The 25,766-nt window shown below is 74.2% G+C and carries 26 protein-coding genes; 10 read left to right on the plus strand and 16 right to left on the minus strand.

The window, feature by feature from the left end; all coding sequences use genetic code 11:
• Window positions 1–185 precede the first annotated feature (185 nt).
• Genes AC27IY_RS05315 through AC27IY_RS05325 form a run of 3 tightly spaced genes read left to right on the plus strand, consistent with a single transcriptional unit; the run spans window position 186 to window position 2,400 of the window.
• A complete protein-coding gene (locus tag AC27IY_RS05315; RefSeq protein ID WP_487177272.1) occupies window positions 186–764 on the plus strand; it encodes a dihydrofolate reductase family protein in 579 nt (192 codons plus the stop codon).
• Window positions 765–781: 17 nt separating this feature from the next.
• The gene (locus AC27IY_RS05320) at window positions 782–1,159 is read left to right on the plus strand and encodes a YciI family protein (RefSeq protein WP_423452597.1); all 378 of its coding nucleotides are present in this window, start codon (window positions 782–784) and stop codon (window positions 1,157–1,159) included.
• Window positions 1,141–2,400: an RNA polymerase sigma factor gene (locus tag AC27IY_RS05325; protein ID WP_487177273.1), complete on the plus strand. Its 1,260-nt coding sequence runs from the start codon at window positions 1,141–1,143 to the stop codon at window positions 2,398–2,400. Before AC27IY_RS05320 ends, AC27IY_RS05325 begins: the two co-directional genes overlap by 19 nt.
• A 6-nt stretch (window positions 2,401–2,406) precedes the next feature.
• On the opposite strand, the gene AC27IY_RS05330 is transcribed toward AC27IY_RS05325, so the two are convergent.
• The 3 genes from AC27IY_RS05330 to AC27IY_RS05340 are packed head-to-tail and all read right to left on the minus strand — an operon-like array spanning window position 2,407 to window position 5,289.
• The gene (locus tag AC27IY_RS05330; protein WP_487177274.1) at window positions 2,407–3,597 is read right to left on the minus strand and encodes a PP2C family protein-serine/threonine phosphatase; all 1,191 of its coding nucleotides are present in this window, start codon (window positions 3,595–3,597) and stop codon (window positions 2,407–2,409) included.
• A gap of 22 nt (window positions 3,598–3,619) precedes the next feature.
• On the minus strand, window positions 3,620–4,321 hold the full coding sequence (locus tag AC27IY_RS05335; RefSeq protein WP_487177275.1) for a glycosyltransferase family 2 protein: 702 nt from the start codon (window positions 4,319–4,321) through the stop codon (window positions 3,620–3,622).
• Window positions 4,318–5,289, minus strand: coding sequence for an NAD-dependent epimerase/dehydratase family protein (locus AC27IY_RS05340; protein ID WP_487177299.1), 972 nt, complete (start codon window positions 5,287–5,289; stop codon window positions 4,318–4,320). The genes AC27IY_RS05335 and AC27IY_RS05340 overlap by 4 nt, the downstream gene beginning before the upstream one ends.
• 139 nt (window positions 5,290–5,428) lie before the next feature.
• Here AC27IY_RS05340 and AC27IY_RS05345 point away from each other — a divergent pair, with 139 nt between their 5' ends.
• Genes AC27IY_RS05345 through AC27IY_RS05355 form a run of 3 tightly spaced genes read left to right on the plus strand, consistent with a single transcriptional unit; the run spans window position 5,429 to window position 8,124 of the window.
• Entirely contained in the window at window positions 5,429–6,841 is a 1,413-nt protein-coding gene (locus AC27IY_RS05345) for a glycosyltransferase 87 family protein (RefSeq protein WP_487177276.1), read from the plus strand.
• A gap of 12 nt (window positions 6,842–6,853) precedes the next feature.
• Window positions 6,854–7,516, plus strand: a complete 663-nt coding sequence (locus AC27IY_RS05350; protein ID WP_487177277.1) for a TIGR04282 family arsenosugar biosynthesis glycosyltransferase — start codon at window positions 6,854–6,856, stop codon at window positions 7,514–7,516.
• Window positions 7,513–8,124: a class I SAM-dependent methyltransferase gene (locus AC27IY_RS05355; protein WP_423452591.1), complete on the plus strand. Its 612-nt coding sequence runs from the start codon at window positions 7,513–7,515 to the stop codon at window positions 8,122–8,124. Before AC27IY_RS05350 ends, AC27IY_RS05355 begins: the two co-directional genes overlap by 4 nt.
• A gap of 45 nt (window positions 8,125–8,169) precedes the next feature.
• On the opposite strand, the gene AC27IY_RS05360 is transcribed toward AC27IY_RS05355, so the two are convergent.
• The 5 genes from AC27IY_RS05360 to AC27IY_RS05380 form a co-directional block, all read right to left on the minus strand.
• A complete protein-coding gene (locus AC27IY_RS05360; protein ID WP_364445327.1) occupies window positions 8,170–9,030 on the minus strand; it encodes an LLM class F420-dependent oxidoreductase in 861 nt (286 codons plus the stop codon).
• Window positions 9,031–9,079: 49 nt separating this feature from the next.
• Window positions 9,080–11,464: a glycoside hydrolase family 65 protein gene (locus AC27IY_RS05365; RefSeq protein ID WP_487177278.1), complete on the minus strand. Its 2,385-nt coding sequence runs from the start codon at window positions 11,462–11,464 to the stop codon at window positions 9,080–9,082.
• Window positions 11,461–12,207 carry a beta-phosphoglucomutase family hydrolase gene (locus AC27IY_RS05370; RefSeq protein ID WP_487177279.1) on the minus strand — a complete coding sequence of 249 codons (747 nt, stop codon included), beginning with the start codon at window positions 12,205–12,207 and terminating at the stop codon, window positions 11,461–11,463. The genes AC27IY_RS05365 and AC27IY_RS05370 overlap by 4 nt, the downstream gene beginning before the upstream one ends.
• Before the next feature lie 57 nt (window positions 12,208–12,264).
• A complete protein-coding gene (locus AC27IY_RS05375) occupies window positions 12,265–13,893 on the minus strand; it encodes a SulP family inorganic anion transporter (RefSeq protein ID WP_423452877.1) in 1,629 nt (542 codons plus the stop codon).
• A 68-nt stretch (window positions 13,894–13,961) separates the two neighbouring features.
• Window positions 13,962–14,303, minus strand: a complete 342-nt coding sequence (locus tag AC27IY_RS05380; protein ID WP_329579802.1) for an ArsR/SmtB family transcription factor — start codon at window positions 14,301–14,303, stop codon at window positions 13,962–13,964.
• Window positions 14,304–14,403: 100 nt separating this feature from the next.
• On the opposite strand from AC27IY_RS05380, the gene AC27IY_RS05385 reads away from it, so the two are divergent.
• A complete protein-coding gene (locus tag AC27IY_RS05385; protein WP_423472159.1) occupies window positions 14,404–14,889 on the plus strand; it encodes an NUDIX domain-containing protein in 486 nt (161 codons plus the stop codon).
• A gap of 2 nt (window positions 14,890–14,891) precedes the next feature.
• Here AC27IY_RS05385 and AC27IY_RS05390 read toward each other — a convergent pair whose 3' ends face one another.
• Window positions 14,892–15,800 (minus strand): SDR family NAD(P)-dependent oxidoreductase, encoded by a 909-nt coding sequence (locus AC27IY_RS05390; protein WP_487177280.1) that lies wholly within the window; start codon window positions 15,798–15,800, stop codon window positions 14,892–14,894.
• Between the two features lie 59 nt (window positions 15,801–15,859).
• Between AC27IY_RS05390 and AC27IY_RS05395 the strand changes: the two genes are divergently transcribed.
• Window positions 15,860–16,789, plus strand: coding sequence for an AraC family transcriptional regulator (locus AC27IY_RS05395; protein WP_487177281.1), 930 nt, complete (start codon window positions 15,860–15,862; stop codon window positions 16,787–16,789).
• 9 nt (window positions 16,790–16,798) lie between these two features.
• On the opposite strand, the gene AC27IY_RS05400 is transcribed toward AC27IY_RS05395, so the two are convergent.
• Window positions 16,799–18,127, minus strand: coding sequence for a WD40 repeat domain-containing protein (locus AC27IY_RS05400; protein WP_364445315.1), 1,329 nt, complete (start codon window positions 18,125–18,127; stop codon window positions 16,799–16,801).
• A gap of 250 nt (window positions 18,128–18,377) precedes the next feature.
• On the opposite strand from AC27IY_RS05400, the gene AC27IY_RS05405 reads away from it, so the two are divergent.
• The gene (locus AC27IY_RS05405) at window positions 18,378–18,515 is read left to right on the plus strand and encodes a hypothetical protein (protein ID WP_487177282.1); all 138 of its coding nucleotides are present in this window, start codon (window positions 18,378–18,380) and stop codon (window positions 18,513–18,515) included.
• Between the two features lie 42 nt (window positions 18,516–18,557).
• Here AC27IY_RS05405 and AC27IY_RS05410 read toward each other — a convergent pair whose 3' ends face one another.
• Window positions 18,558–19,199, minus strand: a complete 642-nt coding sequence (locus tag AC27IY_RS05410; protein WP_344205515.1) for a response regulator — start codon at window positions 19,197–19,199, stop codon at window positions 18,558–18,560.
• Window positions 19,196–21,298, minus strand: a complete 2,103-nt coding sequence (locus AC27IY_RS05415) for a GAF domain-containing sensor histidine kinase (RefSeq protein ID WP_487177283.1) — start codon at window positions 21,296–21,298, stop codon at window positions 19,196–19,198. The genes AC27IY_RS05410 and AC27IY_RS05415 overlap by 4 nt, the downstream gene beginning before the upstream one ends.
• Before the next feature lie 142 nt (window positions 21,299–21,440).
• Between AC27IY_RS05415 and AC27IY_RS05420 the strand changes: the two genes are divergently transcribed.
• Entirely contained in the window at window positions 21,441–22,109 is a 669-nt protein-coding gene (locus AC27IY_RS05420; protein WP_487177284.1) for a hypothetical protein, read from the plus strand.
• Here AC27IY_RS05420 and AC27IY_RS05425 read toward each other — a convergent pair.
• The 4 genes from AC27IY_RS05425 to AC27IY_RS05440 all read right to left on the minus strand — a co-directional run bounded on the left by AC27IY_RS05425 (window position 22,087) and on the right by AC27IY_RS05440 (window position 25,756).
• Complete coding sequence (locus AC27IY_RS05425; protein WP_487177285.1) at window positions 22,087–23,814, minus strand: glycoside hydrolase family 2 protein; 1,728 nt, start codon at window positions 23,812–23,814, stop codon at window positions 22,087–22,089. The genes AC27IY_RS05420 and AC27IY_RS05425 overlap by 23 nt on opposite strands.
• Window positions 23,811–25,100 carry an MFS transporter gene (locus AC27IY_RS05430; RefSeq protein WP_487177286.1) on the minus strand — a complete coding sequence of 430 codons (1,290 nt, stop codon included), beginning with the start codon at window positions 25,098–25,100 and terminating at the stop codon, window positions 23,811–23,813. The genes AC27IY_RS05425 and AC27IY_RS05430 overlap by 4 nt, the downstream gene beginning before the upstream one ends.
• 72 nt (window positions 25,101–25,172) lie before the next feature.
• Complete coding sequence (locus tag AC27IY_RS05435; protein ID WP_487177287.1) at window positions 25,173–25,385, minus strand: hypothetical protein; 213 nt, start codon at window positions 25,383–25,385, stop codon at window positions 25,173–25,175.
• A 38-nt stretch (window positions 25,386–25,423) separates the two neighbouring features.
• The gene (locus AC27IY_RS05440; protein ID WP_364445307.1) at window positions 25,424–25,756 is read right to left on the minus strand and encodes a YnfA family protein; all 333 of its coding nucleotides are present in this window, start codon (window positions 25,754–25,756) and stop codon (window positions 25,424–25,426) included.
• Window positions 25,757–25,766: the final 10 nt, after the last annotated feature.

Genomic DNA, 25,766 nt, shown 5'->3' on the forward strand with positions numbered 1-25,766 from the left:
GCGCGATGTGATCATTGACACAAAGATCCGTTATATCCGGTAAGACCGAAGGTCAGGCCACGAGCGCGGCCGGTGCCAGGCCGAACCTGGTACGGCTCCCCGTGTCTGTTCGGGCCGGGCGGGCTCGTCATCACTGTGCCGGGCCGGAACGTGGCCCCGGTGACCAGTGAGATGAGGAGTTCGCGGTGGGCACGATCAGTGTTTTCGTCAACGTCAGTCTGGACGGCGTCATGCAGGGGCCGGGCCGGGCGGACGAGGACCCCAGGGGCGGGTTCCGGCACGGCGGGTGGGCCTCCGGGTACGCCGACCAGGTGACCGGGAAGTACGTCGCCGAGCAGGGCGGGGCGGCGGCCATGCTGTTCGGGCGGCGGACGTACGACGACGTGCTGGGCTACTGGACCTCCGTGGCCGAGGCCAACCCGTTCACCGAGATCCTGGTGAACACGCCCAAGTACGTCGCCTCCCGCCGGGCGGACACCGCGCTCGCCCACCCCAACTCCACGCTGCTGGCGGGGGAGGCGGCCGGCGCGGTCGCGGGGCTGAAGGAGCGGGTCGACGGCGTGATCAGGGTGCTCGGCAGCGGCGAGCTGGTGCGCTCCCTGCACGCGGCGGGCCTGGTCGAGGAGTACGTCCTGCTGATCCACCCGATCGTGCTCGGCTCGGGCACGCGGCTGTTCGGCGAGGGGGAACGTACCGGCCTGACGCTTCAGGAGGCGATCGCCACCACGACCGGTGTCGTGATCACGCGCTACCGGACCAAGTGACAAGAGAGGATCGGGACATGCGTTACATGTTGTTGTTCCATCACGCCGAGGCGACCGAGGAGACGGCCGGGGCCGAGGCGATGGCCGAGGGGATGCGGGCCATGGCCAGTTATGCCGCGACGCTGGAGCAGGCCGGCATCCTGGTGAGCGGCCAGGTGCTGCGGCCGTCGGCCGATTCGACCACGCTCACGCTGGTGGACGGCGAGCCGCGCATCCAGGACGGGCCGTTCGCCGACACCAAGGAGCAGCTCGGCGGCGTGGTCGTCATCGACGTGCCGGATCTGGACGCGGCCCTGGAGTGGGCGCGGCAGGCGCCGCCGCTGGCCTGGGGGAGCGTCGAGATCCGGCCCGGCGGGATGCACATCGAGGCCGGGAAGTGGGTCCCGTCCTGGTGAACCCCGGTGAGCGGGCCGCGCGGGTGGCCGAGCGGGCCGCGCGGGAGTCCTACGGCCGGCTGGTGGCCCTGCTGGCCGCCCCGGCCGGGGACCTCGAACTCGCCGAGGACACCCTCGCGCAGGCGTTCGAGCGGGCGCTGACCACGTGGCCGCGCGACGGCGTCCCCGACAACCCGGAGGGCTGGCTGCTGACGGTGGCCCGCAACCGGCAGCGGGACCTGTGGAAGTCCGCCGCCCACCGCCGCAGCCGGTCGCTGGAGGCGGCCGTGGACGCCGGCGCCGACCTCGGCGCGGGCGTCGTCACGACCCTGGACGACCTCGACGCGGACCGGATCCCGGACCGGCGTCTCGCCCTGCTGTTCGTCTGCGCGCACCCGGCCATCGCCGCCGACGTCCGCACTCCGCTGATGTTGCAGGTCGTGCTCGGGTTCGACGCGGCGGCGATCGCGCGGGCCTTCGCTGTGCCCGCCGCGGCGATGTCACAACGGCTGGTACGGGCCAAGCGGCGGATCAGGGACGCCAGGATCCCGTTCGCCGTTCCCGGGCGGCAGGCGATGCCGGAGCGGCTGCCGTGGGTGCTCGAGGCGGTGTACGGCTGCTACGCGCTGTCCTTCCACGACCGGGGGGAGGGAGACTCGCCCGCGGGCGAGGCCCGCTACCTGGCCGTCACGACCGCGCGGCTGCTCGGCGACGAGCCCGAGGCGTGGTCGCTGGCGGCGCTGCTCACCCTCACCTCCGCCCGCGCCGCAGCCCCCGGCGGCCCCTACCTGCCGCTGCAGGACCAGGACCCGGACACGTGGGACCGCGGCCTCATCGCCGAGGGCGAGGCGTACCTCCGCCGGGCCGGGCGGCCGGGCCGGGCCCCGGGACGGTTCCAGCTCGAGGCGGCGATCCAGGCGGTCCACTGTGACCGGGCCCGCGTCGGGACCACCGACTGGGAGGCCCTGTGCACTCTCTACACCGCGCTGGTCGCGATCGCGCCGAGCCTCGGCGGCCGCGTCGCGCACGCCGCCGTCATCGGGCGGGCCCGCTCGCCCGGCGCGGGGCTGGAGCTGCTGGAGGACCTTCCGGTCGAACGGGAGCGGTTCCAGCCCTATCACGCGGCACGCGGCGACCTGCTCGCCCGGCTTGGCCGGCGCGAGGGCGCGGCCGCCGCCTACACGCGGGCCGCCGACCTCAGCACGGACCCGGCCGTCCGGGCCTTCCTCAGGCGGCGCGCCGAAGAAGCGGGCGGACCCTGACGTCCGCTAGGTGTCGGCCCCCGCGTGGGTGCGGCGGCTCCGGTGGCCGGAGCCGTGCCAGTCCAAGCAGAGGACGCTGGCGTCGTCCTCCAGATGGCCGTGGCAGACGTCGAGGACGGCGGCGGTCAGCGTCCGTACGAGCTCGCGGGGATGCTGATCGGCCGTGTCCCGGATGAGTCCGGGCAGGTCGAGGCCCGCCGCCCGGCGTTCGCGCATGCCGTCCGTGTAGAACACGAGCCGGTCGCCGGGCCGCAGGTCGAGGTCCTGCACCCGGTACTCGACGGGGAACGGGAAGCCGAACGGCGGGTCGATGTGCAGCGGCACCTCCCGCACCGTGCCGTCGCGCAGGCGCAGCGGCCACGGGTGACCGGCGTTGACGAGCCGCGCGCCGGAGCCGTCCAGGGAGACGCGCAGCAACTGGCCGGTGGCCAGGGCCTGCCGGCCGTGGTCCAGGAGCGACTGGTGGATCTCCCGCGCCTGCTCGGCCAGGCAGCGGGAGGCGCGGCGGGCGCCGCGTGAGGCGTTGACCAGCAGGGTGGCCAGCAGGGCGGAGTCGACGTCGTGCCCCATCGCGTCCGTGACGGACAGGTGCAGGGTGTGCCTGTCGAGCGTGTAGTCGTAGGTGTCGCCGCCGATGTTGTCGGCCGGCACCAGGGCTCCGGCCAGCACGAACTGGGCGGCCTCGCAGGCGGAGGACGACGGCAGGAGCTGGTTCTGGATCTCGGCGGCCAGGCTCACCGGGGTGGTGCGCTGTCCCCAGAGGTAGAGGTCGGTGAAGCGGCGGTCGGTGACCACGATGTACGCCAGCGCGTGCGCGGCCTGGCTGATCTGCTCCAGCACCTCCTCGTCGAAGCGCGGCAGGGTCAGCTCCAGCAGGCCGATCGCGTCGCCCCGGTTGGTCACGGGGGCCAGCACCCGCTGTCCCTGGCTGTCATCGGGCGCCAGGGTCAGCTCCTGGGTGCGCAACGCCTCGTCGTAGACGCTGCCGGGCAGGTGGATCCGCTCGCTCTGCGGCGCACCGTCGTCGCGGATCATGCGCACCATCGCCCGGCCGACGAGGTCGAGGAACAGGAACGACACGGCCGTGGCCCCGAACCGGTCGCGCAGGTCGGCGGCGATCACGTCGATGGAGTCCGCCGGTGCGGCGTTCTCCGCCTCCGTGAGGAGCTCCTCCAGGCGGAGCCGGTCGTGGGTCATGCGCCCTCCTCGATCCCCGCACCTATTCCCTCCGCCGACCCGGGTATGACGAATCGCTTGAGGACGCCGGCCGGAGCTCGGCCATCACCCGGCGCATGTCGGAGACGGCGCGGAGCGTGCCGCGCAGCGTGCCGGTGACCTTGGAACGCCCGGTCCGCGGCAGGTAGTCCACCTCCACCTCGGCGATCCGCCAGCCGGCCGCGTCGGCGCGCAGCACCATCTCCAGCGGGTAGCCGAAGCGGCGGTCGGTCAGCCCCAGCTCCAGGAGGGCCGCGCGCCTGGCCGCGCGCATCGGGCCGAGGTCGCGGAGCGGCGCACCCGTACGGCGGCGCAGCACACCGGCGAGCACCGCGTTGCCCAGCCGCGCGTGCCACGGCCAGGCGCCCGCCGTCCGCGGCAGCCTCCGCCCCAGGACCAGATCGCCGTGCCCGCCGAGCACGGCGGCGCTCACCCGGGGGAGCTGGCGGGGGTCGAGCGAGGCGTCGGCGTCCATGAAGCAGACCACCTCGGCGGTGGCCGCGCGCAGCCCGGCGTGGCAGGCCGCGCCGAAGCCGCGTACGGGCTCGTGGACCACCCGCGCGCCGAGGCTCTCCGCGACCGCCGCCGAGCGGTCGGTGGAGCCGTTGTCGACCACGATCGGGCGGTGGCCGTCCGGTATGCGCCCGAGCACCCAGGCGAGCGCGGCCTCCTCGTTCAGGCAGGGCAGGATCACGTCGACCGTCATGACCAGGCGAACTCCTTCATCCCCGCGTCGAACTCGACGCCCGCGTGGAACCCGAGCTCGGCCCGCGCCCGCTCGGGCGAGGCCACGATGTGGCGGACGTCGCCCAGCCGGTAGTCCCCGGTGACCTTCGGGGCGGGACCGCCGCGCGCGGCGGCCAGCGCGGCCGCCATCTCGCCCACGGTGCGCGGGGTCCCCGAGGCGATGTTCCAGGCGCGCAGCTCGCCGGGACGTACGGGTGCGGACATGGCCGCGAGGTTGGCCCGGGCGACGTCGCGCACATGCACGAAGTCGCGGAGCTGGCGGCCGTCCTCGAACACCTTCGGCGCCCGGCCCGCCTCCAGCTCCGAACGGAAGATCGCGGCCACCCCGGCGTACGGGGTGTCGCGCGGCATGCGGGGACCGTAGACGTTGTGGTACCGGAGCGCCGCCGCGCGGCCGCCCGTCTCCCTGGCCCAGTTGGCGGCCAGGTGCTCCTGCGCGAGTTTGCTGGTGGCGTAGGCGTTGCGCGGATCGGGCTGGGCGTCCTCGCCGATCGGCGCGCAGGCCAGGGCCGCGCCGCAGCGCGGGCAGAGCGGCTCGAACGAGCCCAGCTCCAGGTCCCGCACGGTGCGCGGGCCCGGCCTGACGTGGCCGTCCGTGGCGCACTCGTAGTGGCCTTCGCCGTAGACCACCATCGAGGACGCCAGCACCAGCCGGTCGATCTCGTGCCTGGCCATCGCGGCCAGCAGGACGGCGGTGCCGTACACGTTGACGGAGGCGTAGCCGGGCAGGTCGGCGACGTCCACGCCGAGCCCCACCATCGCGGCCTGGTGCACGACCACCTCGACGCCGGGGAGCAGCGCGTCCAGCACGGCCGGGTCGCGGACGTCCGCGCCGGTCCGCAGGTCCAGGCCGACGACGTCGTGACCCGCGGCCCGCAGCGCCTCCGCCACGTGCCCGCCGATGAAACCGGCCGAGCCGGTGACCATGACTCTCACGCCGCCGACGCTAGCCCGGCGGGAGGCGCGCCCGGAGGAGACGTTCGCGGTTCGTAAGGCTTCTTACGAAGCGCGGACGGCGGGCCTCGCGGCGGTCCCGGACGGGGCCGGGGATGTCAGGCTGCGGGCTGTGAGCCGAAACCTGATCTTCACCGGGGCGGTGCTCGCCGCGCTGGGGGCCGTCGTGCTCAGGATGGTGCTCGGGCCGCCGGGCCTCGGCTGGTATCTGCTGGCCTGGGCGCTGTTCGCGGCGGCCGTGTGGCTGGCCCGGCGGGTGCAGGGGAAGCGGCTGGACGTGCTGGTCGTGGCCGGCGGGATCGCGCTGGCCGCGATCGGGTCGGCGGCGCCGCCGAGCAGCAGCACCGACTCCTTCCGTTACGCCTGGGACGGCCGGGTGCAGGCGGCGGGCGTCTCGCCCTACGCGCACCCGCCGGCCGACCCGGCGCTCGCCGGCCTCCGTGACGACTGGCTTTTCCCGGCCGGCTGCGCCGATTCGCTCCTGTGGCCGCTGCCGGAGGGCGGCTGCACCCGGATCAACCGCCCGACCGTGTCCACGATCTACCCGCCGCTCGCGCAGGGGTACTTCCTGCTGGTCGAGTGGCTGTCCCCGGAGGGGTCGCGGCACAAGGGCCTGCAGCTGGGCGGCTTCGCGCTGGCCGTGCTCGCGCTGCTGGCGCTGTGGCGGCTCGCGGGGGCGCGGCGGGCGGCGTACTGGGCGTGGTGCCCGGCGGTGCCGGTCGAGGCGGTGAACAACGCGCACGTCGACATGCTCGGGGTGCTGCTGGTGGTGCTGGCCTTCGGCGCGGTCCGGGGGCGCGGCGGGCGGGCGGGGGCGGGTGCGCTGCTGGGGGCGGCGGTGGCGGCCAAGCTGCTCCCGGTGACGGCGCTGCCCGGCGCCCTGTCCGGCGTGCTGGCGGGGAACGGCAGGGTGGCGGGGAACGACGCGCAGGCCGGGAACAGCGCGCAGGCCGGGAACGGCGGGGTCGCGTGGCGGCGGCTGCTCGTGGTCGGGGTGCCCGCGCTGCTCGTGGTGGCGCTGTCGTACCTGCCGTACGCGCTGGTCTCGGGCAGCTCGGTGGCCGGCTACCTGCCGGGCTACCTGCGGGAGGAGCGCTACGACGGCGGCGGCAACCGGTACGCGGTCCTGCGGCTGCTGATGCCGGACTCCTGGGCCCCGTACGCCGCGATCGCGCTGCTCGCCCTGATCGTCCTGGCCGTCCTGCGCCACGGGGACGCCGAGCGGCCGTGGCAGGGCGCGCTGCTGGTCAGCGGTTCGTTCCTGCTGCTGCTCACCCCCGGATACTCCTGGTACGCCCTGCTGGTCGTGGCGCTGGCCGCCATGACCGGCTGGTGGGAGTGGCTGGGCGTGGCCGTGGCGGGCGCCGTCGCCTACACCGACGGCCCGGCCGCCCCCGACAACCTCGGCACCCCCTTCTACGCCGTGGCCGCGCTGGCTGCGCTGGCCGGCTGGGCCGCGCGCCGCTCCGCCGGCCCGCGCCGTCATCGCCCCACCGGCGGAACACCCGTCGTCCGCAGCCCGTAAGGAACGTCTCCGTTGAGTCACCGTCTGAGTCCTCGTCATCCCGATCGCCTGCCGCAGCTCCTGGTCATCGCCAAGGAGCCGGTGCCGGGCCGGGTGAAGACCCGGCTGACCCCGCCGTTCAGCCCGGAGCAGGCCGCCGTCCTGGCCGAGGCCGCGCTGCGCGACAGCCTGCGGGCGGTCGCCGCCACGCCCGCCGCCCAGCGGGTGCTGGCGCTGGACGGGCTGCCGGGAAGCTGGCTGCCCCCGGGCCTGGTGGTGATCCCGCAGCGCGGCGCGGGACTGGACGAGCGCCTGGCCGCCGCCTTCTCCGACGCCTGCCGGCTCCGGCCGGGCCCGGTCGTCCTCATCGGCATGGACACCCCGCAGGTCACCCCCGCCCTGCTGGACGAGGCCGGCGCGGCGCTGACGGAGCACGACGCGGTGTACGGCCCGGCGGCCGACGGCGGCTTCTGGCTGCTCGGCCTGCGCAGGCCCGACCCCGCGCTGCTGCTCGGGGTGCCCATGTCGCGCCCGGACACCGGCAAGCTCCAGCTCGACCGGCTCGAACGCGCCGGGCTGAACGTGCGCCTGCTGCCCGAGCTGACCGACGTCGACACCGCCGCCGACGCCGCCACGGTGGCGGGCCAGGCGCCGGGATCCTGCTTCGCCGCCGCGCTGCGGGAGCTGGGCCGATGATCGGGGAGCTCTACGCCGACGCGCTCGCCGGGGAGAGCGCCGAACTCGAGTACGTGGACGGCACCCGCGTCCCCCTGGAGGCCGCCCGCTGGTTCGAGCCCATCGACGGCGACGAGGAGCTGCTGAGCCGCTGCGCCGGCCCCACGCTCGACATCGGCTCCGGCCCCGGGCGCCTGACGGCGGCGCTGACCCGGCGCGGCGTGCGTTCGCTCGGCATCGACATCACCCCGCGCGCCGTCGCCCTGACCCGCCGCGCCGGAGGGTTCGCCCTGCTCAGGGACGTCTACGACGACGTGCCCTTCAGCGGCCGCTGGGCGACGGCACTGCTCGCCGACGGCAACATCGGCATCGGCGGCCACCCCGAGGCACTGCTGCGGCGGGCCGGGCAGCTCATCAGGCCCGGCGGCACGGTCCTGGCCGAGGTCGCGCCGCCCGGCACGACGAGCCGGGTCGACCGGGTACGGCTGCGCCGCGGACCGGTCACCGGCGCATGGTTCGCCTGGGCGACCGTCTCGGCGAGCGACCTGCGCCGGGTCGCGCTGGCCGCCGGGTTCACCGAGGCCCGCTGCTGGCCGGCGCACGGCCGCTGGCTGGCCCTGATCCGCTGAACCCGGCGCACGGCCGCTGGCTGGCCCTGATCCGCTGAACCCGGCTCACATGAGCGCGACGGCGAGGGCGCGCCACTCGCGGCGCGGCAGGGCGTCCGCGTCGGCCGTGAGGACCTGGAGGCAGACGTGGTCGGCGCCGGCGGCCCGGTGCTCGTCCAGCCGCCGCCGGATCGCCTCTTCGTCGCCCCAGGCGATCAGGCCGTCGAACAGCCGGTCGCTCACCGACTCCACGTCCTCCTCGGTGTAGCCGAGGCGCAGCAGGTTGTTGGCGTAGTTCGGCAGCGACAGGTAGCGCCGCAGCCATTCCCCGCCGATCGCGCGCGCCTCGTCCTTGCCCGAGCAGAGGATCACCGTCTGCTCGGGGAGCAGGAGCGGGCCGTCACCCAGCGCCTCCCGCGCCTGCCGGGTGTGCTCGGGCGTGACGAGGTACGGATGCGCGCCCCGCGCCCGCTTCGCGGCGAGGTCCAGCATCTTCGGGCCGAGCGCGGCCAGCACCCGGCTGTCCTCCGGCACGGGCTGATCCGCCCGGTCCAGCGCGTCGAGGAACGCCGTCATCGCCGCCAGCGGCTTGCGGTAGCGGCCCGGCTCCTGCCGGTCCACCGCCACCGCGTGGCTCACCCCGATCCCCATGAGGAAGCGGTGGTGGTGGCCCGAGGAGAGCGCGGCGAAGGAGGCGGCGACGTCGGCGGGATCGTGCATCCACAGGTTCAGGATCCCGGTGGCCACGACGATCCGGCGGGTGGCCGTCAGGAGGTTGCCGACGGCCTCGAAGACCGGTCCTCCCGTGTCCGGCACCCACAGCGCGCTGTAGCCCAGCTCCTCCAGCTCCGTGGCCGCCTCCGCGGCCTCACCCGGGTCGCCGTAGCGCAGGTGATGGCTCCACACGCCCACACCGGAAAGATCCATGACGTCTTCTCCCTTCGTCTGGCACTGACCTGCCCAGATCGAACGCCGGTCACCCACCCGGTGACCGACGTGATGATCCGCCGGCATCCGGCCGGCGCGGGCGGGGCTCGCGGCCGGGTGGCTGGTGGACCTGCTGCTCCGGCGCGGGAGGCGGCGGGTTGGGCCGGGTGACCTCCTCGCCGCCCAGGTCGAAGCGCTCGCCGTGATGGGTCAGGGTGATCGGCGGCCCCTGGAGGAGCCGGTAGGCCGTCGCCTCCCGCGTGGCGCTGACGCTCAGCAGGCTGCCGCGGTAGCGCAGCCGGAAGGCGAGCCGGGTGATGCCGGCGGGCAGGGCGGGCGCGAAGCACATCCGCCCCCCGCCCGCGCGCATCCCGCCGAACCCCGCCACGAGGGCGATCCACGCCCCGGCCAGCGCCGCCATGTGCACGCCGTCCACGGTGTTCTTCTCCAGGTCGGCGAGGTCCATCAGCGCCGCCTCGCCCAGGTAGCGGTAGGCCAGCTCCAGGTGTCCCACCTCGGCGGCGATGACCGCCTGGGTGCAGGCCGACAGGGACGAGTCGCGTACGGTCAGGGCCTCGTAGTAGGCGAAGTTGCGAGCTTTCTGGGCGGGGGTGAAGGCGTCGCCGCGCAGGTGCATCGCGAGCACGACGTCCGCCTGCTTGACCACCTGCCGGCGGTAGAGATCGAAGTAGGGGAAGTGCAGCAGCAGCGGGTAGCGCTCGGGACCGGTGGTGGCGAAGTTCCAGAGCGCGTGCTGGGTGAAGCCCTCGCTCTCCGGGTGCACCCCCAGCCGCTCGTCGTAGGGGACGGTCATCGCCTCCGCCGCCTCGCGCCAGCCGCGGGTCTCCTCCGTGGTGACGTCGAGCGCCGCCGCGAGCGCCGGATGGCGGGCCACGGCCTCGGCCGCCTCGCGCAGGTTCCGCTGGGCCATCAGGTTCGTGTACACGTTGTTGTCGGCGACGGCGGTGTACTCGTCCGGCCCGGTCACGCCGTCGATGCGGAACCGCCCGGCCGCGTCGTGGTGCCCGAGCGCGCGCCACAGCCGGGCCGTCTCCACGAGCACGTGCAGGCCGGTCCGGCCGTCGAACGTCTCGTCCTGGGTGGCGTCGACGTACTGGGCGACCGCGTGCGCGATGTCGGCGTTGACGTGGAAGGCCGCGGTTCCGGCCGGCCAGTAGCCGGAGCACTCCTCGCCGTGGATGGTCCGCCAGGGGAAGGCGGCGCCGCGCAGTCCGAGCTGCCCGGCGCGGGCCCGGGCGAGGGGAAGCGTGGAACGCCGCCACGACAGGGCGTCCGCGACGGCTCGCGGATAGGTGTAGGTGAGCACGGGCAGCACGAAGATCTCGGTGTCCCAGAAGGCGTGCCCGTCGTAGCCGGACCCCGTCAGGCCCTTGGCCGGCAGGGGGCGCTCCTCCAGGCGCGCGGCGGACTGCAGCAGGTGGAACAGCCCGAACCGTACGGCCTGCTGCACCTCGGCGTCGCCCTCCACCTCCACGTCCGCGCCGTCCCAGAAGCCGTCGAGGAACCGCCGCTGGTCGTCGTACAGGCCCTCCCAGCCGACCAGGCGGGCGGCCGCCAGGGCCGCGGCCACCTGATCGTGCAGGGCGGGCCGCGAACGCCTGCGCGACCACCCGTAGGAGAAGAACTTGACCATCCGCAGCGTCCCCCCGGGGGCCAGACGCGTGGCCACGGTCACCCGGCTGACGTCGTCGCTGCCCTGCGCCTCGGTCAGGGTGCCGTCCGGCCCGTCGATCTCGTGCCACATGCCCGCCGCGACCCGCAGACCGCTGGCCCGGGTGCGGTGCACCATGATCGACAGGCCGTCCCCGAGGACGCTCTCCTCCGCCACCAGGGGGGAGCGCAGCACCGCGGCGGCCCGCGGGTCACCGTCCTGCGACGTCTGCGTCTCGTTGGCGACCAGCTCCGACTGCACGACGAGGTGGGTCGGCCGGTCGACGGCCTCGACCTCGTACCGGATCGCGGCGATCGCGCGATGGGTGAACGACACCAGCCGCGTGGACCTGACCCGCACCGAGGTGCCGGTCGGCGAGCTCCAGTGCGCCGTGCGCGTGAGGGTGCCGGCGCGCAGGTCGAGGACCCGTTCGTGCTGGTGCAGCGTCCCGTACCGCAGGTCGAAGGGCTCGTCGCCGACCATCAGCCGGATCAGCTTGCCGTTGGTGACGTTCACCACCGTCTGCCCCGACTCCGGATAGCCGTAGCCGCCCTCCGCGTACGGCAGCGGCCTCAGCTCGTAGAACCCGTTGAGGTAGGTGCCCGGCTCCCCGTGCGGCTCGCCCTCGTCCAGGTTGCCGCGCAGGCCGATGTGGCCGTTGGACAGCGCGAACACCGACTCGGTCTGCGCCAGCACGTCCAGGTCCAGCCGGTTCTCCCGGAGCGCCCACGGCTCGACCTCGAACGCGGGGTGCCGGATCATCCCGCGTCCCGGGAGCGCGCCCCGTGCTCCAGGAGCTCGGCCAGGTCGGTGACCACGACGTCGGCGCCGTGCTGTCGCAGCGCCTGCGCCTGCCCCGCCCGGTCGACGCCGACGACGAAGCCGAACCCGCCCGCGTGGCCGGCCGCGACCCCCGCCAGGGCGTCCTCGAACACGGCCGCCTCCGCCGGCTTCAGCGCCAGCGCCTCGGCCGCCGCGAGATACATGTCCGGGGCCGGCTTGCCCGCCAGCCGCCGCTCGCGGGCCACGACGCCGTCGATCCTGGCCCCGAACCGCGAGGCGAGCCCGGCGGCCGCCAGGACGCGAACGGTGTTGACGCTCGACGACACCACGGCCGTACGCAGCCCCGCTTCCTGGACCGCGTCCAGGAAGCGGACGGAGCCGGGGAACACCTCCACGCCGTCCCGGTCGATGATGGCCTGCACGAGCTGGTTCTTGCGGTTGCTCAGCCCGTTGACGGTCATCGCGCCGGGCGGGTCGTCCGGTGTGCCCTCCGGCAGGCTGATGCCCCGCGCCCGCAGGAAGCTCCTCGCCCCGTCCACGCGCTTCTTGCCGTCCACGTAGCGGTCGTAGTCGGCCTTCGCGTCGAAGGGCACGAACGCGGCCCCGTCCCGCTCGCGCAGGAACTCGTCGAACATCGTCTTCCACGCCGCGGCGTGCACGGTGGCGGTGCGCGTCAGCACGCCGTCCATGTCGAACAGGCACCCGCGAATCCCGTCAGGCATCCCCAGCATTCGTCCCCCTGAGGGAGGTGAATACCCCGGTTGACCTGCGAATACCCGTCAGCCGTCGGCCGGGACGGCGGGCAGGACGCCGTCCAGGCAGAGGCGGTGGCGGGCGGCGGCGATCGCCTCGGGGGTGGTGGCGAACACCTGCCCGGCCTCGTCGAGCCGCGAGACGACGCCGAGGGCGCGCAGCGGCCGGTGGTGGCCGTCGCGGATGCCGGAGACGTACACGGTGATGCCGCGCCGTTCCAGGCGGGAGATGGCGTCGCCGAGCACCAGCGCGCCGCTCGCGTCCACGGTGGTGACCCTGGACATTCGCAGGACGACCACCGAGACGTCGGCGACCTCGGACAGCTCCAGCAGGAACCGGTGCGCGGCCGCGAAGAACAGCGGCCCGTCCAGCCGGTAGGCGACGATGTGCTCGGCCAGCAGCGCGTGCTCCTCGGCGTCGTGGTCGCCGGGCAGGTCCGGGTGCAGCGGCATCGCGTCCAGCCGCACGTCGCGGGCGATGGCGCGCAACGCCAGCGCGCCGGCCACGACCAGGCCGATGATGACGGCGGCGACCAGGTCGAGCGCGAGGGTGGCGATCGCGGTCAGCGCGAGCACGAGCGCGTCGGCCCTGGTGGAGCGGAGCATGGCCGCCACCGAGCCGACCTCGACCATCCGTACGGCGGTGGCCAGCAGCACCCCCGCCAGCGCCGCCAGCGGGATGCGGGCCACGAGGTCGGCGGCGGTGAACACGATCACCCCGAGGATCGCCGCGTGGGCGAGCGCGGCCAGCCGGGAGGAGGCGCCCGAGCGTACGTTGACGGCGGTGCGGGCGATCGCGCCCGTGGCCGGCACGCCGCCGAACAGCGGCGCCACCAGGTTGGCCAGCCCTTGGCCGAACAGCTCCCTGTCGGGGTCGTGCCGGTGGCTGACGCTCATGCCGTCGGCGACGGCGGCCGACAGCAGCGACTCCAGCGCGGCGAGCGCGGCCACCGCGACGGCGGGGGCGATCAGCGAGCCCAGCGCGCTCACGTCGAGGAAGGACAGCGAGGGGGCGGGCAGCCCGGAGGGCAGGGCGTCGATGCGTGTCACCGGCAGCCCGGCCAGCTCGGCGACGACGGTGGCGGCGGCCACGGCCAGCAGCGAGAACGGCACGCCCGGCCGCAGGCGTCCCCCGGCCAGCATCACCGCCGCGACCGTGACGGCCATCGTGAGCGCGATCCAGTCGGGGTGGGCGGCGAAGGCGAGCACCGCCTGCCAGGCCACGGCCAGCACCTTGTCGCCTTCGGGGGTGGGCACGCCGAGCGCGGCCGGCACCTGCTGCAGGCCGATCACGCACGCGATGCCCAGGGTGAAGCCCTCCACCACCGGCGCGGGGACGAGCGCCATGTAACGGCCGGCCCGGGCGAGGGCCAGCCCCACCAGCAGCAGCCCGGCCAGCACGCCCACCGTGAGCACGCCGGACGCGCCGTGCGCGTGCATGATCGGCACCAGCACCACCGTCATGGCCCCGGTCGGCCCGGACACCTGCAACGCGGACCCGCCGAAGACGGCGGCGAGGGCGCCCGCCACCACCGCCGTGGCGAGCCCGGCCTCGGCGCCGAGTCCGGAGGAGATGCCGAACCCGAGCGCCAGCGGTAGTGCCACGATCGCCACCGTCAGCCCGGCGAGCAGGTCGCGCCGCGGATGACGGCCCATCGCGGCCAGGTCGGCGCGGGCGGGCAGGACGGAGCGCAGGCGGCCGAGGCCCGCCGCGAGCACGGGATTCACCGGTGGTCGGTCTCTTCTTCGAGCAGTTCGCTGAGCAGCGCGTGCCGGCCCGACAGCTTGGCGCTCAGCAGGGCGCGGGCCGCCCGCAGCAGCTCGGCGACGTCGCCGCCGGACAGCGCGTAGACCACGGTCGAGCCGTCGCGGCGGGCGGTCACCAGCTCGGAGCGGCGCAGCACGGCCAGGTGCTGGGACAGCCCGGTCGGCTCGACCTCGATCGCGGCCAGCAGGTCGCGGACCGGCTTCGGCCCGTCCTGCAGCAGCTCCAGGACGCGAATGCGCACCGGATGGCCCAGGAGCCTGAACAGCTCGGCCTTGGCTTCGTACAAGGGCACCGACATCACGTTCGCCATTCTGCACGCAATTGCGAAAGTTCGCAATTCGTCAGCTGCGAAGACTGGCCCGCGCCCTCGACCGGCTCCCTGCGGCATAAGATGCCGGATGCCTGAGATGAACCTGCGCCATGCCGTCCGCGCGATCGTCCTCGACGACGACGACCGCATCCTGCTCTGCCGCCTGGCCTTTCAGAAGACGATCGTGTGGGCGGCCCCCGGCGGTGGCGTCGAACCGGGGGAGGCGCCGCTCGCCGCGTTGCGGCGCGAGCTGGATGAAGAGGTGGGGCTGGCGGTCGAGGCCGACCCGCCGCACGTGTGGCACCAGCGGGTGGTCGCCTCCGGGCACGCGGCGGGCTACGACGGCGTGGTCAACGACTACTTCCTCGTCCGCGTCCCGGCGTTCGCGCCCCGGGGCGCGCGGTCGGACGAGGAGCTGGCCGCCGAGCACATCGACGCCTTCCGCTGGTGGACGCTCCAGGAGATCGCCGGCTGTCGCGGGCCCGAGCAGTTCTCGCCCCGTGACCTGGCGACACCGCTGGCGGCGCTCCTCGCCGGTGGCCCGCCGGTCCGGCCGGTGCCCCTCGGCCTGTAGGGCTACGGGCGGCAGGCGGCGGTGGCGAGGTCCCAGAGCCGGTCGGCGGCGCCGGGGTCCACGGACCAGGCCGCGACGCCGCCGGTCGCGTCCGGGCCGCCCGGCACGACCTCGGCCTCCTGGTTGTCGTTGGAGAAGTAGCGGCCGGTTACGCCGTCCAGCAGCGGGGACGCGGCGAGCAGCACCGAGGTGGCGGCCCCCTGCTCGGGCGTCTTGAAGTAGCCGGGGGTCAGCAGGTTCCCGTCGTCGTCCATCGCGCCCATCGCCCGCATGGTGGCCTGGTCGACGTGCCGCTGCAGGTTGGTGTGGACGTAGCCGGGCTCGTGGGCGTTCGCGGTGACGCCGTCGGCGGCCCAGCGCCGGGCGACGGCGACCGCGAGCAGCACGTCGGCCGTCTTCGACTGCGCGTACGCGGCCCACGGATCGTACGGGCGGCGCTCGAAGTGCGGGTCGTCGAAGTCGAACGGCGCGCGCAACTGGGCTCCCGAGCTGACCATGACCACCCGCGCGCCGCCCGCCTGCCGCAGGTGCTCGCGCAGGCCGTCGATCAGGGCGAAGTGCCCGAGAAAGTTCGTCGCGAGCTGGAGCTCCCAGCCGTAGGGGGTGGTCCGGCGGGCAGGCAGCGCCATGATCCCGGCGTTCGCCACGATCGCGTGCACCGGCCCGCTCCACTCGGCCACGAAGCGCCGTACCGACCCGAGATCGCTCAGGTCCAGCGCCCGCTGCCCGTCGGCGGGACGGCGGGTGGCCACCGTGACCTCGGCTCCGGCTCCCTCCAGGGCCCGTACGGTCTCCGCGCCGATCCCGGAGGCGCCGCCGGTCACGATGACGCGCCGCCCGGTGAGGTCGACGCCGGCCAGGATCTCCGTGGCCGTGGTCCTGGCGGTGAAAGGGGTGCTGATGCGTGTCATGAGGCCAGCCTAGGAACGCCCGGCTGGACGTGGAATGAGACAGCGTCGAGAATAGTTGCGTGAGCGTCCAGCAAGCTGATCCTCTCGAAGAGGTTCTCACCCTCGTCGGCACCACCAGCCGCCTCTCCGTCGGGCTGGCCGCCGGAGGGGAGTGGGCGCTGGCGTTCGACCCGCCGGAGGGGGTCAAGTTCAACGCGGTCCGCCGCGGGCGCTGCCTGCTCACCGTCGAGGGCGTGCCGGAGCCGATCGAGCTGGCCGAGGGCGACTGCTTCCTGCTCGTCCAGCCGCGCGCCTTCACCCTGGCCGGCGGCGCGGGCGTGCGCCCGGTCCCGGCCGGGCCGATCTTCGCGGCGGCCGCGGACGGCGTGGCCCGCGTCGGCGACGGCGCGGACGTGATCCTCCTCGGCGGCCGGTTCGACTTCGGCGAACGGGCCAGGGAGCTGCTGCTCGACGCCCTGCCACCGCTGATCCACGTGCCCGGCCACACCGCCGAGGCCGCCACCGTCCGCTGGGCGCTGGAGCAGATCGCCGCCGAGCTGCGCGCCCGGCCGCCCGCCTCGACCCTGGTCACCGAGCATCTCGCCCTGGTCATGCTGATCCACCTCCTGCGCCTCCACCTGGCCACCGCCGGCCCTGGCGGCACGTCGGGCTGGCCGGCCGGGCTCACCGACCCGGTCGTGGCTCCCGCGCTGCGGGCCATGCACGCCGACCCCGCCCGTGCCTGGACCGTGTCCCAGCTCGCCGGGGTCGCGGCGGTGTCCCGCTCGACGCTGGCCGCCCGGTTCAAGCAGGTCGTGGGGCAGGGGCCGCTGGAATACCTGACCGGCTGGCGCCTCGAACTGGCCGCCGCCCGGCTGCGCCGCGGCGACGAGACGCTGGAGGCGATCGCCCGTCAGGTCGGCTACGGGTCGGTGAGCGCGCTGAGCAACGCGTTCAAGCGCCGCCTCGGACTCTCGCCCCGCGACTACCGCCGGCGCGCAGGACGGTGACCTCTTGTCTCAGCCGTTCCCGGGCCTCAGCGCCTCGGCACGAATCGGACGATCAGCGGTTCTGAGCCGTTGGACGAGTGCGGCAAGCTCGTCGCGTTCTCGTTCCACGGCCTCCAACCGGGCGCGCAAGCCGGCGATGCGCTGACGCAGCACCTGCTCGGTCTCCGGTTCGGTGCTCTTCCAGAGCCGTACGGACCTGTCGTCGGCACTGGCCAGCAGGATCCCCTCCGGATGGAAGGCGATGGTCCTGACAGGAACGCCGTGGTCGACGACCGGACCACGCACCAGCCGCCCCGTGGAGACGTCCCACATGTGCACCCCCTCGTCACGGTCGACGCCGGCCACCAGGTGCCCATCCGGGTGGAAGGCCACTGCCACGACCCTGGCGGTCTTCGCGACGAGCGGATGACCCTCGGTCCGCCAGGTTCTCGTGTCCCACAGCCGCACGGCTCCGTCGTAGCCGGCGCTGGCCAGCAGGTGTCCGTCCGGGTGGAACGCGAGGGCCCGGATGCCCGCTGGGTGATCGGTCAGCGGCTCGCCCAGCGGCCGCCACGTCATGGCATCCCAGAGCCGGATGGTCTTGTCGTAGCCGGCGCTGGCCAGCAGATGCCCGTCCGGGTGGAACGCCAGCGCCCACAGACCTGCGGCATGGCCGGTCAGCGGCTCGCCCAGTGGGCGGCCGGTCCTCGCGTCCCACAGCCGCACCATTCTGTCGTCGCCGGCGCTGGCCAGCGCATGCCCGTCCGGGTGGAACGCCACGGCCATGATGGCGTTGGTGTGGCCCGCCAGCGGACTGCCGACCGGCCGCCCATTCCCGGCATCCCACAGCCTGACCGTGGTGTCGTCTCCGGCGCTGGCCAGCAGGTGTCCGTTCGGATGGAACGCCAGTGCCCGCAGAGCAGCAGTGTGGCCGGTCAGCGGGTCGCCCAGTGGGCGGCCGGTCTTCGCGTCCCACAGCCGCACCATTCTGTCGTCGCCCGCGCTGGCCAGCGTGTGCCCGTCCGGGTGGAAGGCGACGTCTCTCACCGGAAGAGCGTGGTGGCCCAGCTCGGCCACCGGCTGATACTGCGGCGCTTCCTCGCGCGGGACGGATGCTGCGGCCGGCGGCTCGGGCCGCGTCTTCCTGGCGGCCAGCCACAGGGCGTGGAAGGTCGCGACATCGCCGTTGAGGGCTTCGACGACGAGTTCCAGGTTGCCCCACTGCGGCAGCCTCCGGCAGCGGATCACCGTATGCGCAGTGGTGTGGCTCATCGCCTGGGTCCGGTGGGCCAGAGCACGGAAGCTGGGCTCCCCGGCATGCAGATGCAGCTCCCGCAGGCGGGAGCGCAGGATCGCCAAGGCGTCCCCGCTGCCCGGAGCAGGCGTCTGTCGGATCACCCTTCGATCATCGCAAGACGCCAGGAGCGACGTGTCAGGAATCGTCAAGCACACCCGTGTCGTCATCCACGTGTACGACGCCGTACGGCTTGGTCAAGTCGCGTCAGAGTTCGGAACACATCGTCAGCGGGGCTCGCACGGGGCACATCCTGGTCTCACACCACCGGCACCCACATGGGGTCCCCCGCGCACTCACGGAAACGAGATCGCGATGATGCTGCACTTGACCGCGTTCGCCGCGCTCGGCACTCTGCTGCTGATCGCGCTCGCGTCGACCTATCTGTTCTCGGCCGATTCCGGCCGCCGTTCGCGGGCCCTGCGCCTGCTGAAACTCCTCCTGCGACGCTGATCTCCGGCCCTCCCGGACGGGCTGCTTCCTGCCGGGTGCGGGTCAGAGACCCGCCTCGCGGGCGCGGAGGATCGCCTGGGCGCGGTCGGCGACCTGGAGCTTGGCGAGGACGGCCGAGACGTGGTTGCGTACGGTCTTCTGGCTCAGCCCGAGCCGGGCGGCGATCTGCGGGTTGGTCAGGTGGCCGGCGATCAGGGCGAGGATCTCCCGCTCCCTGGGGGTCAGCGCGGGCAGGGGCGCGGCCGTCTCGGCGCGTCCCCCTGACGGCGGGGAGAAGTAGGCGGCCAGGCGGGAGGCGAGCGCGGGCCCGAAGACGGCGCCGCCCTCGGCCACCGTCTGCACCGACCGGACGAGCTCGGCCTTGCGCGCCCCCTTGACCACGTAGCCGCGGGCCCCGGCCCGGACGGCGGCGAATACCGAGTCGTCGTCGTCCGACATGCTGAGCACGAGCACCCTGATGTGCGGGTGGTCGCGGGTCAGCCGCTCGGTCGCCGCGATGCCGCCCATGCCGGGCATGTCCAGGTCCATGAGGACCACGTCCGGCTGGATCCGGCCGGCCAGCGCGAGCGCCTGCTCCCCGCTGGCCGCCTCGTCGGCGACGTCGATCCCCTCGGCCGTCGCCAGCAGAGTGCGCAGCCCGGCACGGAAACCCGCGTGGTCGTCGGCCACCAGAATCCTGATCATCCCCCGTCCCCTTCCCCGTTCGCGGGCAGCTCGACCCGGACCCGGGTCCCGCCGCCGGGGCGTTCGTCGATCGTGCACGAACCGCCCAGCTCGGTGGCCCGCTCGCGCATCGACGCCAGCCCGACCCCGCCCTCGCCGGGGGCGTCCCGGGGGAGGCCGCGGCCGTCGTCGGAGATCTCCAGTCCCAGCGTCCCGTCCGCGAGTTCGACCCGCAGCCACGCCCGCGCCGCGGCGGCGTGCCGGCGGGTGTTGGCCAGGGCCTCGGTCGCGATCCGGTACGCGGCCGCCTCGGTGGCGGCGGGCAGCGCGGGCAGGTCGTCCGGCGCGCGCACGTCCACCCGTAGCCCGGACGGCTGCCTGGCCGCGTGCGCGCGCAGCGCCCCGATCAGGCCGAGGGAGTCGAGCGCGGGCGGGCGCAGCCCGTCGACCAGCGTCCGGACGTCGGCCAGCGCGGTCTCGGCGTCGTCCACGATCTCGGCGAGCAGTTTCCGCGCGTCCTCGTCCGCGACCAGGTCGTGCGCCGCCTCGGCGCGCATGGTCAGCGCGGCCAGGGTGGGGCCGAGGCCGTCGTGCAGGTCGCGGCGCAGCCGGCGGCGCTCCTCCTCCCTCGCCATGACCAGGCGTTCGCGGGAGCGGCGCAGGTCGGCGGAGAGCCGTACGGCGTGCACGGCCACCGCGACCTGCCTGGCCAGGTCGGCGAGGACGCGCAGGTCGCGGGGGCCGAACCCGCTGTCGCCCGGCCGCGGCGCGAGCACCAGGCCGCCGACCCGCTCGCCGTTGTGCGTCAGCGGCAGCCGCAGCGGCTCGGCGGACGGGCCGCCCCCGAGGCTGTGCTCGTGGCGGGCGCCGTGCGCGGTCTCGACCGCCACGTACGGCAGGCGGAGCGCCTCGGCGACCGACCGCGCGATGCCGGGCAGCACGGCGTCGGGGTCCGCGGCGCTCTCCAGCCGGCGGCCGAGCCGGGTGAGCGCGGCGTACGGGTCGTCGCGCTCGCCGTACGTCAGCAGGTTGACCCAGGACTGCAGCCGCTGCCGCAGCGGCGCGAAGGCGAGCGCCACCAGCCCGGCCGCCAGCACCGACACCGGCAGGTCGCCGGAAGGGAAGAGCGCGCCGAGGTAGCCGACCACGAGGATGTAGCCGCCGGTCACGCAGCCCGACAGGAGCACGTACACCAGCGTGCGGTTGATCACCAGGTCGATGTCGAGGAGCCGGTGGCGCAGGACGGCCACGCAGATGGCGACCGGGATGAGCGTGGCGCCCCCGATGCCGACCACTTCCCACAGCACGCTGTCCGACGGCCACGGCGAGCCGGGATGGTCGTCGGTGAGCCCGGCCGCGAGCCTGGCGCCGATCACCACGGTCTCCAGGCCGACGACGTACACGAGCCAGGCGATCTGCCGGCGTTCCGCGCCCTCGCTGCGCCGGGCCCGTACGGCGAGGTCGGCGGCGCCCAGCAGGAACACCGCGGGCAGCAGCAGGGTCAGCACCGTCTCCGTCACCTGGGCCGCGCCCGCCAGCGCGGGGACGCCGAGCGGGTTGGGCACCCCCGGCCCCAAGCCGACCTGCTGGTTGCTTCCCGGACGGAACGCGTTGGCGACGGCGGCCAGCGCGGCCACGGACGCCGCCACGGCGACCGGCGCGCGCAGGCGCGGGGAGGAGAGCCGGCCGGTGGGGAAGTACAGCGGGATCAGGGTGGCCGCCAGGTTGGCCGGGATCCACAGCCAGGTCTGCGGCCAGGCCAGCGCCGCCGCGAACGGCAGCCCCGTGCGCGAGCCGAGGATCGCGTAATGGCCGCACGCCTCCATCAGCGCGAAGCAGAACGCGCTCAGCGCGAGCAGCCGTCCCACCCGGTGGCCCGGCCGGTGCGCGCCGATCAGCCCGCCCGCCACCGCGCATCCCGTCACGAACAGCAGGTGGACGATGGAGAGCGGGGCGGTGCCGTCGGCGAAGGCGAGGACGCAGGCCACGGCAGCCAGGGTCAGGGTCAGCGCAGTCAGGGGCAGCGCGGTCAGGGTCAGCGCGGTCAGGGTCAGCGCGGTCAGGGTCAGGGCGCGCCATGCCCGCGCGCCCGCCCGTACGCCCCGCGCCGTCGCCGCCATTCGCCCCTCCTCGGGCCACACCGTATCCGCACCTGGTCCCGGTCCGGCCGGGACAGTGTCCCGGGAGGTCCGGGCGTTCCTCCCGGGGAGGCGGGGACGAGCGCCCGCGCGGCGCGGGACGGGGCCTCGCTTCTCTGGACGGGTGCTGAAAAATCCTGACGCGTTCCGCCGGACGGTCGCCGGTGTCGCCCTGCTCGCCTGGCCGGTCTTCCAGTTCCTCGCCTTCCTCACCTCGCCGCCCGGCGCCGAGCACGACCCCGAGGTCTTCCGTACACACGCGACGACCGTCCAGGTCAGCGCCCTGCTCTACGTCTGGGCGGCGCTCAGCCTCATCCCGGTCGTCCTGGGGCTGGCCCACCTCCTGCGCCGGCGCGCCCCCCGCGCGAGCGGGATCGGGGCGGCGCTCGGCCTCGTCGGCGCCGGTCACGGCCTGACGCTGTTCACCACCGACTTCTACGACCTCGCCCTCGCCCAGTCCCTGCCCGCCGACCAGGCCGAGGCCGTCACGCGGCGGGCGAACGAGCTGTGGGGCTTCGTGTACGGGATGCTGCTGCCCGGATTCCTGCTGCACGTCGGCCTGATCACGCTGCTGGTGACCCTGGCCGCGGTCAAGCTGGCCCCCTGGTGGGTGCCGGTCGCCGCGGTGGCGGGCACGATCGTGCCGTTCGTGACCATGACGCAGGCCCCGGTCGTGCAGTCCACCGGCTCCCTGCTGCACCTGGCCGCGTACGGCTGGATCGCGCTCAGGGTGCTGCGCATGCCGGACGCCGAGTGGCACGGCCTGACCGTCACGGGGCCTGGCCGAGCGTGAGCCGTCGGTTGACCGCGCGGACCAGGTCCTCCGGCAGCTTGAGCACCTCACGGTCGTAGGTGAGCAGGCCGTTCAGCTCGTCCTCGACGTCGGAGAGCTGGGTGTAGACGGTGGCGCTCAGTCCGTGCCGGATCGCCGGGACGATCTGCTCGGCGTGCAGCCGGGCGAACGCGGCGCCGAGCCGTTCGGGGGTGTCGTAGCGGCGGTAGCCGAAGTTGCGGTCGTTGAAGGTGTGGCCGTCGACCCGCAGGCCGTACCCGCCGTACTCCGACAGCACGAGCGCCCGCCGGTCGCGGCGGCGGCGCGGCGCGCGGAACCGGCGGAAGTAGACGTGCAGGCTCCGCAGGTCGCCGGCGCCCTGGTCGTGCCAGCCGCTGGCGTGGTCGACGGTCCTGGTCGGGTCGAGCGCGGCCAGCTCCCGGGCGACGCGGGCCGCGTCGAACTGGCCCCACCCCTCGTTGAAGGGCACCCACACGGCGATGCTCACCACGTTGCGCAGGTGCTCGACCGTCTCGCGCAGCTCGGCCATGAACCGGTCCCGGTGCGGCCGGCCGAACCAGCGGTCGGGCAGGTGGAACGGGACGAACGCCGGAGCGGTGACGAGCAGCGGGTGGTAGCGGCCGCCGGCGTTGACCATGTCCTGCCAGACGAGCATGCCGAGCCGGTCGCAGTGGTAGTACCAGCGCAGCGGCTCGATCTTGATGTGCTTGCGCAGCATGGTGAAGCCGAGCCGCTTCATGGTGACGATGTCGTGGATCATGGCCTCGTCGGACGGCGGCGTGTACATGCCGTCGGACCAGTAGCCCTGGTCGAGCACCCCGGCGTGGAAGTAGGGGCGGCCGTTGAGCATCAGGCGCGGCACCCCGCCGGCGTCCGTCCCCACCCCGAACGAGCGCATGCCCACGTAGCCGCGCACCCGGTCGGCGCCCAGCTTCACGGTGACGTCGTACAGGAAGGGGTCCTCAGGGCTCCACGGCCGGACGTCCGGGATCGGGACGCGCACCGGCCGCCCGGCGGGGACGGTGGCGCGGGCGACGACGGACCCGGCGGCCAGGATCTCGACGTCCGCCTCGCCCTCGGCGGCGTGCACGGTCACCTCGACGCAGGATTCGGCCAGGTGTGGGGTGAGGGTGAGCCGCTCCACGTGCACGCCGGGCACCCGCTCGGCCCACACGGTCTGCCAGATGCCGGACTGCGGGGTGTACCAGATGCCGCCCCGCTCCAGCTTCTGCTTGCCGCGGGCGTGCGGGCCGGTGTCGGTGTCGTCGCGTACGGCGACGGTCAGCACGTTCGCGCCGTCGCGCAGGGCGGCGGTGACGTCGCAGCTGAACGGGAGGTAGCCGCCGGTGTGCGCGCCCACCTCGACGCCGTTGAGCAGCACCCGGCAGGTCTGGTCCACCGCGCCGAAGTGCAGCAGCACCCGGCCGCCCGTGCCGAACCCGTCGGGGAGCATGAGGGTGCGGCGGTACCAGAGGGTCTGGCCGGGCATGAGCTGCCGGCCGACGCCGGACAGCTCGGCCTCGGGCGAGAACGGCACCACGATCTGTCCGTCGTAGGCCGCGGGCTCAGCGTCGTCCTCGGTGATCGCGTAGTCCCACCGGCCGTTGAGGTTGAGATAGCTGTCGCGGACGAGCTGCGGCCGCGGATACTCGGTCAGGACGGCGTCGGGATCGAGCTCCCTGCCCCAGCGGGTGAGCATGCTCATGCGGCCTCTCTCTTGCGCAGTGCCAGGACGGGAACGGCGATCAGCAGCAGCACCGCGGCGGCCGCCAGGAAGATCGCGGGCGTGGGCACCTGCCTGAGCACGCCCAGATCCTCGTAGTAGGCGTCCGCGCCGCGGATGACGAGCGCCCCCACGTACGGCCCGATCAGCATCGGGATCAGGATCGCGAACACCATCCGCAGCCCCTGCACGTGCCCCGCGTGCTCCGGCGGCGTGTGGTCGCGGACCAGCGCGCCGATCGTCGCGGCGACCAGCATGAACCCGGACATCATCACCAGACCGGCCGCGATGACCGGGACCGGGCCGCGCGCCGGCCACATGGCCAGCAGCCCGATGGCGTAGATCCCGAGGGCGGGCAGCAGGAAGCGCCGCTTGCCGACGCGGTCGATCAGCCGGCCGCAGCCGACGGTGACCGCCGACGCGCCGGTCAGGACCACGCCGAGGACGACCGCGTACGCCTCGATCTGGAGGTAACGCTGCACGTAGATGATCAGGTAGGGCAGGAAGATCTGTGTGGAGACGCCCCAGATCGCCCACGCCGCCAGCAGCAGGTAGAGGCCCGGGTTGGCGCGCATCGCGCTGGGGCGCAGGCCGTGGAAGATCGCGTCCAGCGCGCCGCCGCGCGCCCGGGGCAGGGCCGGGCGGTCCCGTACGAGGAACCACGCCACCACCCCGACCACGGCGATGACCGCACCGATCAGCAGGAAGAACTCCCGCCACCGCCCGGCCCGGGTGAGCGGGTCGAGCGCGCCGAAGACGGCCAGCATCGACACCAGCGGCATGATCGCGAGCACCGACTCCACCCGGCCGCGGACGGCCGGCCACGTCACGTCGGTCACCCACGCCTGGAAGGCGGCGTCGTTCGCGCCGGAGCCCAGGAACGACATCACGCAGTCGAGCACGATGACCGCGATCATGGCGATCAGCACGGCGTTCGCGGCCGGTGCGAGGCTTCCCACGGTGTCCACGGTGACCAGCCCGAACGCCGCCGTGGCGAGGCCCCACAGGACGTAGCCGGCGGCGATGAAGGCCCGCCGCCGGCCCGTCCGGTCGGACAGCGCGCCCACCAGCAGCGTCGCGACCGTGGCGGTGAACGCGCTGGCGGCGACCATCGTGGCGATGGCGGTGGGGTCGTCGGTGATCGTGTCGTAGAGGAAGACGTTGAGATACATGTTCTCGACGGTCCAGGCGAGCTGGCCGACGAAACCGAGCACGATCATGGCCGTCCAGCGGCGGGGGCCCAGCCGGGCGGTGACTGGTGTGATCACGGGCGACAGCGTACGGCCGTCGGATCGTCGTCGGGTGGCCGCCCCAAGGCGAGGGCGGCCACCCGATCGGTGTCATCGCTCGGCTTCACGCGCCGCCACGCAGGTGTCGTCGCCCGCGCGGCCGTCGAGCCGGTGCGTCACCACGTCGGCGGGGGCGCGCGGGGTGTCGTCCGCCTTGCCGCCGAGGATGTTCTCCACGCCGGCGGCGACCCCGTCGAGGGTCACCGGCAGCCTGCCGGCGCGTGAGGTGTAGTCGGCGGAGTCGACGTCGCAGAACACGGACAAAGACGCCCTCATTGGGTTGTCCGCGGCACAGCCCTGCTTCAGCCGCGGGGCGCGTACATGATGACCAGGACGCCGACCAGGCAGACCACCGCTCCGACGATGTCCCACCGGTCGGGGCGGAACCCGTCCACCACCATGCCCCAGGCCAGCGACCCGGCGACGAACACCCCGCCGTACGCGGCCAGGATGCGGCCGAAGTTCGCGTCCGGCTGCAACGTGGCGACCAGTCCGTACAGGCCGAGCGCGACGAAGCCGGCGCCGATCCACAGCAGGCCGCGCTGCTCGCGCACCCCTTGCCACACGAGCCACGCGCCGCCGATCTCGGCGAGCGCGGCCAGGGCGAACAGGGCGAGGGAGCGGACGATCGTCATGCCTGTAGTG

This window comes from Nonomuraea sp. B208, assembly GCF_057536035.1.